This is a genomic window from Pseudomonas triticifolii, assembly GCF_014358015.1.
In the GTDB taxonomy this organism is placed as follows: domain Bacteria; phylum Pseudomonadota; class Gammaproteobacteria; order Pseudomonadales; family Pseudomonadaceae; genus Aquipseudomonas; species Aquipseudomonas triticifolii.
The window spans coordinates 48,032-59,750 of record NZ_JACONV010000004.1 but is presented as its reverse complement, the minus strand read 5'-3'; the positions used below and the strand labels follow the sequence as shown (position 1 = coordinate 59,750).

The following is an 11,719-nucleotide window of genomic DNA, read 5'->3' as shown; positions in this document are numbered from 1 at the left end:
TGATCGGTCATTAATTCAGGCCAGCGCCGCCAGGCAACGCTCGAAAATATCCAGCCCTTCGTTCAGCACGTCGGGCTCGATGGTCAGGGGAATCAGCAGCCGAATGATATGCCGCGATTTGCCGCTGGGCATCAAGAGTAGTCCGGCTTCTCTGGCCGAGGTCAGCAGTTCGGCGAGTTGTTTTGTCGCCGGAGCGCCATCGGGTGTCGCCAGTTCAATCCCGCGCATGCAGCCGACACCGGTCAACCTGCCCAGGTACGGCGAGAGCTTGCTCGCCTGCCAGGCGGTGTAGCGCGACACGATGGCGCTTTCCTGTTGCTCGCCCCAGCTCGACAGATGCTCGTCGGTCATCTGCGCCAGCGACGCCAGGCCTGCCGCGCAGGCAATCGGGTTGCCGGAATAGGTGCCGCCCAGTCCTCCTTTGGGCAGGTTATCGAGCAACGCCTTGCGCCCGACCACCGCGCCCAGCGGAATACCCCCGGCGATGCTTTTGCCCAGCAGGATCAGGTCCGGTTCAATGCCCAGACGACTGAACGCAAAACGCTGCCCGGTACGACCAAAGCCCGACTGGATTTCATCGGCAATCAGCACGATGCCTTTTTCGGTGCAAAACGCGCGCAGCGCCTGAGCGAAGTCCGGCTCCATGGCCAGAAAACCGCCTTCGCCCTGGACGGGTTCGAACATGAAGCACGCCACGTCGTTGACGTCGATCTCGACACTGAACAGACGATCCATGGCCTTGAGCGCTTGCTCGGTGGTCACGCCGTTGTCCTTGCTCGGATACGGGATATGAAACACCGGCCCCGGCAACACGCCGACTTTTTGTTTGTAAGGCGCGACCTTGCCATTGAGGTTCAGGGTGGCAAGCGTGCGGCCATGAAAGCCGCCGTCGAAGGCGATGACGGCGGTGCGCCCCGTCGCGCCACGGACGATTTTCAAAGCATTTTCCGCGGCTTCAGCGCCGCTGTTGGTGAGCATGCCGCTCAACGGATAACTCACGGGTATGAACTGCGTCAGTCTTTCCATGAACTGCAGATAAGGCTGGTGCGGCGTAGCGTTGAAGCAGTAGTGGGTCAGCCGGGTTGCCTGTTCCTGAATCGCCTGGACCACCTGCGGGTTGCAATGCCCCAGGTTAAGCACGCCGATGCCGCCTACAAAGTCGATGTAGCGCTTGCCGTTAATGTCCCAGACTTCCGCGTTGCGGCCGTGGGACAGCGTCATGCTGTGGACAAAGGAAATGGACTCGCTGATGTGTTCGCTCATGGACAGGCTCTGCGACGGTTGCGTGATGGCCTATCCAAACGCACAAGTCAGGTCGCTCGCAAACGAAATAAAATCACTGGGTCATTCCAATAATTCAGGAAGTTAAGGCTTTTAATGCCCTGAGGTAGGCAAAGTTCATTCCTAAAAGGAATCATGTTTTTCGAAAACGTCGTTTGTGAGCAGTCCTTGAACGGGTCGATACTGGGTCATCAATGATTTCAACCCTTGTCATGACAGGAGAATCAGCATGGTTGCCGAATTGTTAGCAAATCTGGGCGTGGCGAAAAGCGCCTACACGGATGGAACTTACCCCGTCCACACCCCTATCGATGGCAGCCAGATCGCTTCGGTCACGCTGGAAAGCAGCGCTCAGGTGCAGGCGCGTATCGGCACGGCCCATGAAGCGTTTCTGAAATGGCGTACCGTACCGGCCCCACGCCGTGGCGAGCTGGTACGCATCTTTGGTGAAGTGCTGCGTGAACACAAAGCTCAACTGGGCGAACTGGTGTCGGTTGAAGCCGGCAAGATCACTCAGGAAGGTCTGGGTGAAGTGCAGGAAATGATCGACATCTGCGACTTCGCTGTCGGCCTGTCGCGCCAGTTGTACGGTCTGACCATCGCTTCCGAGCGTCCCGGTCACCATATGCGTGAAACCTGGCACCCGCTGGGCGTGGTCGGTGTGATCAGCGCGTTCAACTTTCCGGTCGCCGTCTGGGCGTGGAACACCACGCTGGCGCTGGTTTGTGGCAACCCGGTGATCTGGAAACCGTCGGAGAAGACGCCGCTGACCGCGCTGGCGTGTCAGGCGCTGTTCGACAAGGCACTGAAGATTTTTGGTGATGCACCGCAAGGCCTTGCGCAACTGGTGATCGGTGATCGTGATGCAGGCCAGGCCTTGGTCGATGACCCGCGCGTGCCGCTGATCAGCGCAACCGGCAGCACCCGCATGGGCCGTGAAGTCGGTCCTCGCGTGGCAGCGCGTTTCGGTCGCAGCATTCTGGAACTGGGCGGCAACAACGCGATGATCCTTGCCCCGAGCGCCGACCTGGACCTGGCCGTGCGCGGCATTCTGTTCAGTGCGGTGGGCACGGCAGGGCAGCGCTGCACGACCCTGCGCCGTCTGATCGTGCATCGCTCGATCAAGGACGAAGTGGTTGCGCGGGTGAAGGCCGCCTACGCCAAGGTGCGCGTCGGCGATCCACGTGAAGGCAATCTGATCGGTCCGCTGATCGACCAGCAGGCGTTCTCGGCCATGCAGGATGCGCTGACCAAGGCCCGTGACGAGGGTGGCCAGGTATTCGGCGGCGAGCGTCAATTGCAGGATAAATACCCGAACGGCTATTACGTTACCCCGGCCATCGCAGAAATGCCGGGTCAGAGCGACGTGGTGCGTCACGAGACCTTCGCGCCGATTCTGTACGTGCTGGCCTATGATGACTTCGAGCAAGCGCTGCGCCTGAACAATGAAGTGCCACAAGGCCTGTCGTCGTGCATTTTTACCACCGACCTGCGTGAAGCCGAGGCGTTCCAGAGTGCCGCAGGCAGTGACTGCGGCATCGCCAACGTCAATATCGGCACCAGCGGTGCGGAAATTGGTGGCGCATTCGGTGGCGAGAAGGAAACCGGCGGCGGTCGTGAGTCGGGTTCCGATTCATGGCGCGCTTACATGCGTCGGCAGACCAACACCGTTAACTACTCCCGCGAGCTGCCGTTGGCTCAGGGCATCGTCTTTGATTGATTCGGGCATGGCTGGAGTTTTTCGATGGCGCACTTGCGAGAAGGGTGTCTTTGGGAGCAGTTAACGCCGCAACGTCCGGTCAGCCCTGCGCTGACCGGCGAGCGCAGCGCTGATGTCTGCATCATCGGCGCAGGTTTCACGGGGCTGTCGGCCGCCCTGCAGTTGCTTGAGGGCGGCAAGTCGGTGTGTGTGGTCGAAGCGCATCAGGTCGGCCACGGCGGATCCGGGCGTAATGTCGGTCTGGTGAACGCCGGCACCTGGGTTGCGCCCGATGAGCTGGAAAAGGTCTTGGGTGCTGTCGAGGCCACGCGGCTCAATACCGCGTTGGGTGCGGCACCTGCGCTGGTGTTTTCGACCATTGATCGATACAGCATCGACTGTCAGGAAACCCGCACCGGCAACCTGCACATGGCGCACAACGCCAAAGGCCTGGCTGACTTGCGCAGCCGCGTCGAGCAGTGGCAACGGCGCGGCGCCAACGTCGAATTGCTGACCGGCAACGCCTGTGAAGACGCGTGCGGCACCGACAAGGTCGCCGGGGCTTTGCTGGATCATCGTGCTGGCACCGTCAACCCGATGGCTTATGTGTCGGGCATGGCGCTGAACGTGGTGGCGCGGGGTGGGCAATTGTTCGGCGAGTCGCCGGTCACGGGCCTGCAACGTACGGGCGATGGCTGGAAGGTCTCGACCGCGGCGGGCAGCGTGCGCGCGGAAAAAGTGATCATTGCGTCTAACGCCTACACCGAAGGCGAGTGGACTGACGTCAAGGATCACATCTTTGCCGGTTACTACTATCAGGTCGCTTCGCAGCCGCTTTCAGGCGCGGAGCAGGCCGATATTCTGCGCGGCGGACAAGGATCGTGGGACACGCGCACGGTGCTCAGCAGCATCCGTCGCGACGCACAGGGGCGTCTGGTGCTTGGCAGTCTGGGCAATGCGGGTAACTACCCGCTGTGGTTCATTCGCCGTTGGGCCGATCGTATCCAGCAGCATTACTTTCCGCAGTTGGGCAAGGTCGAGTGGGAAAGCACCTGGACGGGCCGTATCGGGTTTACGCCGGATCACCTGTTACGCCTGTTCGAGCCCGCGCCGGGGCTGTTGGCCGCGACGGGCTTCAACGGCCGTGGCGTGACCACCGGCACGCTGGTGGGCAAGTGTTTTGCCGACTACCTGCTGACCAACGATGCTCAGGCGCTGCCCGTGAGTTTTTCCAGCAGCCAGAAAGTGTCCGGCAGCTCGATACGTACGGTGGCTTACGACGCCGGATTCACGCTGTATCACGCAGGCCAGTGCCTGCGTGTGGTGCTGTGAAGCGTCGTTTCAAACGGTTCTGCTCCTGAGCCGCAATTCCGCACACAGCCCGCCTTGTGCCGAGTTGCGCAAGTGCAGGCTGCTTTCCAGCTTGCGCACGATCATGTCGACGATTGCCAGGCCCAGGCCCGCGCCATTGCTGTTGCCTTGACTGTAGAAGCGCTCGAACAGACGGGCCTTCTGCTGCTCATCGATACCGGGCCCTGCGTCCTCGACCGAAAGGTGTGCGCTGCCGTCTTGCTGAGGGTGCAGCGCCACCCGGATTTCGCTGGCAGGCGGGGCGAAGTTCAGCGCGTTGGTCAGCAGGTTCTGCAGCGCGATGGTGATGGCCGCCGGGTCGCTGCGGATGACGCAGTCTTCTCCCGCTTCGAACACCAGATCGACACGTTTTTCCAGCGCCAGCGGTGTCAGCTCGGCCATTTCTTCGCGCACCAGCGTGTTCAGTTCAAAGCGGGTCAACTGGCTGTCGCTCAAGCGCGGTTCAAGGCGGGCCATGGTCAGCAACTGGCTCGCCAGACGCGCTGCGCGGTCGACGCCGTGGACCAGAAAATCCAGTGCTTCCAGACGTTGTTCCGGCGTCTCGGCCTGCCGGGCGTTTTGCGCATGAATGCGCAGGATGGTCAGCGGTGTGCGCAGTTCGTGAGCGGCGTCAGCGATAAAGCGGCGTTCACGATCCAGCACATTCTCGATCTGGGTCAGCAGGCTGTTGAGCGCGTGCTGCATGGGCTCCAGCTCCTTGGCCAGTGGCGAGACGTCGAGCGGCTCCAGGCTGTCGGCGTCCCGTCGGCTGATCAGCCGAGCCATCCGTTGCAGCGGGCGCAGGCCCCAGCCAATGGCCAGCCAGATGGCCACGATCAACAGTGGAACGCCGATCAGCGCAGGCCACAGGGTGTGGCTGACGATGCGCTGGATCAGGTCCTGCCGCACATCGTCACGCTCACCCACCCAGATCAGGAAACCCTGCTGCGGATCGGCCAGCAGAAAGCCGCACCACTCGTGGCCGTTTTCGATCAGGTCGTGGGAACCTTCCTCGCTGGGCGGCGCAGCCAGCAAGGGGGCTTCGGCCGAGCGCACCAGCAGCTCGCCCGAGGTGCGCCACACCTGAAAGGTCAGGCGGGTTTCATAGGGATGCGCCACGCCGCTGGTGCCGACCCGGCTCATGGCCTCATCGAAAGCCTGATAGAGCTTGTCCAGGTCCTGTTCGCCCGCCGCGCGTTGACGCAGCACGCCTTGCAGCAGGCGTGCGCTCTGGGCGAGCTGCGCGTCGTAGACTTCTTCGATTTCATGGTGGCTGTCGCGCAGGGCGAGCAGGCTGATGGTCAGGTCGCCGAGCAGCAACAGCAGCAGCACCGGGACCAGAATGCGTGCACGTACCGAGGTCATGCCTTGAGCTCCAGCAGGTAACCGACGCCGCGGACCGTGCGGATCAGTTCGGTGGACAGTTTCTTGCGCAGGTTATGGATCAGCACTTCCAGCGTGTTGCTTTCGACCTTGTCCTGCCAGCCATACAAGGTGTTTGACAAGCGCTCGCGAGTCACCACCTTGCCGGGGCGGATCATCAGTTGATGCAGCAACTGATACTCCATCGGCGTCATCAGCACCTCATCGCCTTGATAGCTGACCTGCTGCGAGGCAGGGTCGAGACTGATGCCGGCGTGCTCCAGCAGCGGCTGTGCGCGTCCCTGACTGCGGCGCAGCAACGCCCGGACGCGGGCTTTGAGCTCTTCGACATCAAAGGGCTTGATCAGGTAGTCATCGGCCCCGGCATCCAGACCTGCGATGCGGTCAGCGGTGCCGTCGCGGGCGGTCATGATCAGTACCGGCAAGGTGATGTCCTCGGCGCGCAACTGACGCAGCAGGTCGAAGCCGTCCATGCGCGGCAGGCCCAGGTCGAGCAGCAGCAGGTCGAACGGTTCGCTGCGCAGGGCGTGCAGCGCGCTCAGCCCGTCTTCGAGCCAGTCGAGCGTGTAACCCTCGGTGTTCAGAGCCACCCGGATACCCTGGCCGATGGCTCGATCATCCTCGACAAGAAGCAGGCGCATAGCGTTTGGACCAATGATTGTGGGGGAGAAGGGCGCCATGATGCAGTTTCGCGAAGTGCCCGGCGTTCGGGAAGATGTTACCAGCTGTTGCGCGTTAAGCTTTTCCTAAGATTCGTTTCGCACAGTGAGCACTCATTAACTGCCTGCGAGTATTTCCCATGCGTAAAGTCCTGCTGATTTCCCTGTTGTTGGCCAGTCCGTTGGCGCTGGCCGGCCCGCAATGCACCACCGCTGAAAAATCCCAGTGGCAGGACCAGACCAAGTTCCAGGAGCAGCTCAAGGCTCAGGGTTACGAGATCACCAAGTTCAAGGTCACTGACGGCAACTGCTACGAGATCTACGGTTTCGATAAAGACAAGCGCAAGGTCGAGATCTATCACGATCCGGTCACCGGCAAAGCGGTCAAGAGCGAGATCAAGGGCTGATGAGCCAGTCTTCCCTGCGCCTCTGGGACCCTCTGATCAGACTGTTTCACGTCTCGATTGCGGGTGTCTTCATCGCCAACTACTTCTTCAACGAAGCGGGTGATGACTGGCACGTCTGGCTGGGCTACTACGCAGTGGCCTGGCTGGCGGTGCGGGTTGTGTGGGGATTTGTCGGGCCGACCAGTGCGCGCTGGAGCGACTTCTGGCCGACCCCGACAAGGCTGCGGGCGCATGTGCGCTCGCTGATCAAGCGCCAGCCTGCGCACCGCCTCGGCCATTCGCCGCTCGGTGCGCTGGTCATGATTCTGATGATGCTGATGATTTTCGGCATGGGCCTGACCGGTTTCCTGATGGAAGAAGTCGATGCGCTCTGGGGCGCCGACTGGCCGCTGCAGATTCACGAAACCTTGGCCAACACGCTATGCGCGTTGGTGGTGCTGCACATGGCAGCGGCGGTTTTCGAGAGCGTTCAGGTGCGTGACAACCTGCCGCTGTCGATGCTGACAGGGAAGCGACGTCCGTTGCCTGATGATAAGCGGCCATGACCGCCATGCAACGCTAGCGCCATACCCAATATCCAAACGGCTGCTCCCTTACCTTTCACCACAGTGATGTCCCTTCATGCGTGTAATTTCCCGAAACCTGGTCGCATGGAGCGCAGGCCTGATCGTTGTGTCGATCTTTATCAGCGCATGGCTCAGCCATCCGCTGCACCGGATTTCCGGCTTTGCAGTCAGCACTCCGACCGCCAATACGCAAAGCGTCGCGCCCAAGGCGTCCTTCAGTTCGCGCTTTGCCTCCTCCGATCTGGATGACTTTGTGCATTCCTCGGCGGTCACGGCATTGCACGGTGGCGACCTGATGTCGGTGTGGTTCGCAGGCTCGCGTGAAGGCGCGGGTGATGTCGAGATACGCACCTCGCGATTTGACGCCGCGACCGGCGAGTGGGGCGGCGAGCAGGTGCTCGCGACTCGCGAATCGACTCAGTCCGGCACCGGCAAGTACATCCGCAAGCTGGGCAATCCGGTGATCGCACTGGCACCCGACAATCGCCTCTGGCTGTTCTACGTATCGGTCTCGGTGGGCGGCTGGGCAGGCAGTACCGTCAATGCGATGGTGTCCAGCGACATGGGCGCCAGTTGGTCGCCACCGCGCCAGTTGGTGACCTCACCGTTTCTCAATATCAGCACGCTGGTACGGGCCGCGCCCGTGTTCCATGCCGATGGCTCGATCGGCCTGCCGGTGTACCACGAGTTTCTCGGCAAGTTTGCCGAATACCTGTACCTGAGCCCGGATGGCGACGTCATCGATAAGTTTCGTATCAGCCGCGGCAAGAATTCGTTGCAGCCGACCGTGGTGCCGCTGGACGGGCAGCGCGCCGTGGCACTGCTGCGTTACGCCGGTGAAACCCATCACCGTGTACTGGCCAGCCGCACAGAAGATGGCGGGCAGACCTGGAGCGAGCCGCACCCGTTGTCGCCCAGCAACCCCAATTCGTCGCTGGCCGCCGTGGGCGTGCCGGGCAAGGGGTTGCTGGTGGCCTTGAATGACCTGCGCGAAGGGCGCTTCAAACTCAGCCTGTACGGCACCGACGAGCAGATGGACATCTGGCGGCCGGTGATCGATCTGGATAAATCCCCCGATCCGCTGGGTACGCCGTTCTCGCTGGAGGCCTACAAAGAGGTGATCGGAGAAGGCTTCAGAAGCTCCAGCGGCGCACGTCGCCAGCCGATGGAAGCGGAGTTTTTGAGCAACCTCGATCAGCGTGTCTGTTCGCCGCAAGGCTGTGATTTCGAGTACGAGTACCCGTATTTCATCCGCAGCCCCGAGGGGCTTTATCACCTGGTCTATTCGTGGAACAACACCTTTATCAAACATGTCAGCTTCAATGAGGCCTGGCTGGCGGAGCACCTTTTATGATTGCGCTTGGACTGGCCCATCTGGCGTTTGCGTGGACGCTGTTCATTCTGCTGGCACCGTTGATGTCTTCGCTGTGGTGGCGATGCGGTCTGCTGGCAGCGACTTCGCTACTCAGCGTGGTGTCGATAAACGATCTGACCCTGGCGGCCTACGCCCGCAGCCTGACTGATGATCTGGCGATCAGCAGTCTGGTGGTGCTGGGCTGGCTCACGCTGCGACAACTGGGTGTGATCAAGCCGATGGCCGCTGCGCATCGTCTGGTGGTGCTGTCGGTGTTCGCCGTCATGGCACTCACGCTGTATCCGGCCACGCTGGGGCTGACCTATTTCGACCCGTACCGCTGGGGCTACAACCCCAGGACGATGATCATTATTGTCGCTGTCATCACGTTGGGGCTGGTCTGCCTGCGTAGCGTACTGGGCGTGGTGATGCTCAGTGCCGCCACATTGGCCTTCACGTTCCGGATCAAGCCTTCGGAAAACTATTGGGACTACCTGATCGACCCGCTGCTGGCACTGTATTGCTGCGCAGCGCTGGTGTGTCTGGGTGTTCGTTATCTGTATCGCAGGACCGTCGGGCGCAACCGTCCGCCAGTCCTGCCTGCCAGTGCTGTCTAGAGGGATAAGAATGAGTGGGTTGCAATCACGACGCCTGAGCTACTGGTTGGGCGCGATCGTGCTGGTTTTTCTGTTGCTGGCCGTGCTGCGCATGGTGTTCTTTTACGGTTTTTCGGGCGTGGAGCCCGGCACGCTGTTCACCCGCGGCGACGTGCTGCAAACCCTGGGCATCGGTTTTCGCTTCGACCTGCGTCTGGCGTTGCTGATGCTGCTGCCGGTGGCCGTGCTGCTCTGGCTGCCGCGTGTCAACCTGATCCGCATGCCCTCGTTGCGCTGGGTGGTGAGGATTTACCTGGTGCTGGCGCTGGCCATTCTGACGATGGTCTACATCGTTGACTTCGGCCACTACGCGTACCTCGGCGTAAGGCTCAATGCCAGTGTGCTGCGCTATCTGGAAGACGCACAGATCTCCCGCGACATGCTCTGGCAGACCTACCCGGTGCTGTGGATCACCTTCGGCTGGTTGCTGACGGTTGCGCTGATGGGGTGGGCGCTCATCAAACTTGAGCGTGTGACGCTGCAACGAGCGCCGAAGCCGATGACGCGTGGGTCGATTGCGGCGGTTTCAGCCGTAATGGTGTGTGCGACGTTCCTCGGTCTGCTGGGACGGGTCGAGAATCTCAACCTGGAAAACCCGGTGCCACTGCGCTGGAGCGATGCGTTTTTCTCCGGCAACAGTCAGGTGGCGGCGCTCGGGCTCAACCCGGCGTTGTTCCTCTATGACACGTTGAAAGTCGCCCAGTCGCGCTACGACGAAAAACAGGTGCGCGAGCATTACGACGTTGTGGCCCGCTATCTGGGCGTCGAAAAGCCTGATGTGAGCGTTCCGAACTTCACTCGCCAGCAGCCGGTGCAGCCGTATCGGCTACCGGGTGATCGTCCGCCGAACGTGATGTTCGTGATGCTGGAATCGCTGGGCACCAGTGCGGTCGGCGCGTATGGCAATCCGCTCAACCCGACACCGAATCTGGATCATCTGGCGACCCAGAGCTGGTTCTTCAAGCACTTTTACGTCCCCGTCACGGGCACGGCAAAAACAGTGTGGGCGAGTATCACCGGCGTTCCCGATGTGACGCGTCAAGAGACCGCCACACGTCATCCATTGCTCACGCGTCAGCGCACGATCATCAATGACTTTAAGGGTTACGAGAAGCTGTACATGATTGGCGGCAACTCTGGCTGGGCCAACATGAACGCGCTGATCCGGCGCAGCATCGACGATGTGCGCCTGTACGACGAGCGCGACTGGAAATCGCCGCAAGTGGACGTCTGGGGTATTTCCGATCTGGATCTGTTCAAGGAAAGCGACCGCATCCTGCGCGCCTTGCCCGCCGACAAACCGTTCTTCGCGTACGTGCAGACGGCAGGCAATCACAGGCCGTTCACCATCCCGAAAGACAACGACGGCTTCAAGGTCAGCGACAAGACGCTTGAGCAGGTTCAGGCCGCCGGTTCGCGCAGCGTCGAGCAGTACAACGCGGTGCGCTTGCTGGACTTCAACATCGGTCGTCTGATGGAGCTGGCAAAGGCGGGCGGCTATTACGAGAACACCATTTTCGTGCTGTTCGGTGATCACAACACACGCATCAGCCAGATTCCGCACATGGCACCTGCTTTCGAGCAACTGGGGCTGGAGAGCAATAACGTGCCCATGCTGATTCACGCGCCGGGGCTTCTGGGCACGCGGGTAATCGACGAAGCGGTGGGGCTTGCCGATCTGCTGCCGACCCTGGCGGGCATGGCCGGCATGCCGTTCAGCAACGGCGCGATGGGGCGCGATATTCAGCAGCCCGCCCCGGAAGGCGAGCGGGTGGTGCCACTGGTGCTGCGTGAGGGGACGTTCCCGCTGATCGGCGGTGTCACGCAGCATTACTTGCTGCAAATGGAGCATGACGGCAGCTCTCCCACGCTGCACGATCTGGCCTCGCCCACGCCGCTGGACAACGTCGCCGAGCGGAACCCTGAAGAGTTCGAGCGCCTGCGCGACCTGACTCGCGGGCTGCACGAGACCTCGCGCATGATGCTGTATCAGAACGTGCGCTGATCCCTGCGTTTGCTTCGCGCACCGGATGCGCCTACCATCGCTCTTATATAGGTAAGGGGGGTATGGTATGGCGCACATGATCAACGACAAGGTCGATTTACTCAAACGTGTCCGGCGCATTACCGGGCAGGTCCAGGCGATCGAACGCAATCTGGAGGACGATGCCGATTGTGCGAAGACGCTGCACCTGGTTGCCGCCACTCGGGGCGCCATTAACGGCCTGCTGGACCAGATCATCGAAGCCCATGCTCGCGAGCATGTGGCACATCCTGACTTGAGCGATGAAGACCGGGCGCAAGGCCTGGACGAGTTGCTCGAAGCCATCCGCCGTTATTCCAAATGACGCTGGTCGTCCAGGG

Annotated in this window: 11 protein-coding genes; 8 read left to right on the top strand and 3 right to left on the bottom strand. The window is 61.3% G+C overall.

All coding sequences use genetic code 11. The features are described from left to right. Positions 1–15 precede the first annotated feature (15 nt). Positions 16–1,263, bottom strand: a complete 1,248-nt coding sequence (locus tag H8S56_RS09140) for a 2-aminoadipate transaminase (RefSeq protein WP_024695437.1) — start codon at positions 1,261–1,263, stop codon at positions 16–18. Between the two features lie 247 nt (positions 1,264–1,510). Between H8S56_RS09140 and amaB the strand changes: the two genes are divergently transcribed. After that, the gene (amaB, locus tag H8S56_RS09135) at positions 1,511–3,001 is read left to right on the top strand and encodes an L-piperidine-6-carboxylate dehydrogenase (protein ID WP_187518455.1); all 1,491 of its coding nucleotides are present in this window, start codon (positions 1,511–1,513) and stop codon (positions 2,999–3,001) included. 24 nt (positions 3,002–3,025) lie between these two features. Then, positions 3,026–4,312 carry an L-pipecolate oxidase gene (gene amaA, locus H8S56_RS09130; RefSeq protein ID WP_024695439.1) on the top strand — a complete coding sequence of 429 codons (1,287 nt, stop codon included), beginning with the start codon at positions 3,026–3,028 and terminating at the stop codon, positions 4,310–4,312. 9 nt (positions 4,313–4,321) lie between these two features. On the opposite strand, the gene H8S56_RS09125 is transcribed toward amaA, so the two are convergent. After that, positions 4,322–5,695 carry an ATP-binding protein gene (locus H8S56_RS09125; protein WP_024695440.1) on the bottom strand — a complete coding sequence of 458 codons (1,374 nt, stop codon included), beginning with the start codon at positions 5,693–5,695 and terminating at the stop codon, positions 4,322–4,324. Further along, on the bottom strand, positions 5,692–6,354 hold the full coding sequence (locus tag H8S56_RS09120) for a response regulator (protein WP_024688577.1): 663 nt from the start codon (positions 6,352–6,354) through the stop codon (positions 5,692–5,694). Before H8S56_RS09120 ends, H8S56_RS09125 begins: the two co-directional genes overlap by 4 nt. A 158-nt stretch (positions 6,355–6,512) precedes the next feature. Between H8S56_RS09120 and H8S56_RS09115 the strand changes: the two genes are divergently transcribed. From H8S56_RS09115 to H8S56_RS09090, 6 genes are all read left to right on the top strand, one after another. Beyond that, positions 6,513–6,779, top strand: a complete 267-nt coding sequence (locus tag H8S56_RS09115) for a PepSY domain-containing protein (protein ID WP_024688578.1) — start codon at positions 6,513–6,515, stop codon at positions 6,777–6,779. Continuing rightward, the gene (locus tag H8S56_RS09110) at positions 6,779–7,324 is read left to right on the top strand and encodes a cytochrome b/b6 domain-containing protein (RefSeq protein ID WP_187518454.1); all 546 of its coding nucleotides are present in this window, start codon (positions 6,779–6,781) and stop codon (positions 7,322–7,324) included. Before H8S56_RS09115 ends, H8S56_RS09110 begins: the two co-directional genes overlap by 1 nt. Before the next feature lie 76 nt (positions 7,325–7,400). Further along, entirely contained in the window at positions 7,401–8,699 is a 1,299-nt protein-coding gene (locus H8S56_RS09105) for a sialidase family protein (protein WP_024688580.1), read from the top strand. Then, positions 8,696–9,316 carry a hypothetical protein gene (locus H8S56_RS09100; protein WP_024695442.1) on the top strand — a complete coding sequence of 207 codons (621 nt, stop codon included), beginning with the start codon at positions 8,696–8,698 and terminating at the stop codon, positions 9,314–9,316. Before H8S56_RS09105 ends, H8S56_RS09100 begins: the two co-directional genes overlap by 4 nt. 10 nt (positions 9,317–9,326) lie before the next feature. Beyond that, the gene (locus tag H8S56_RS09095) at positions 9,327–11,360 is read left to right on the top strand and encodes an LTA synthase family protein (protein ID WP_187518453.1); all 2,034 of its coding nucleotides are present in this window, start codon (positions 9,327–9,329) and stop codon (positions 11,358–11,360) included. 76 nt (positions 11,361–11,436) lie between these two features. Further along, entirely contained in the window at positions 11,437–11,703 is a 267-nt protein-coding gene (locus tag H8S56_RS09090) for a metal/formaldehyde-sensitive transcriptional repressor (RefSeq protein WP_408003791.1), read from the top strand. Positions 11,704–11,719 lie beyond the last annotated feature (16 nt).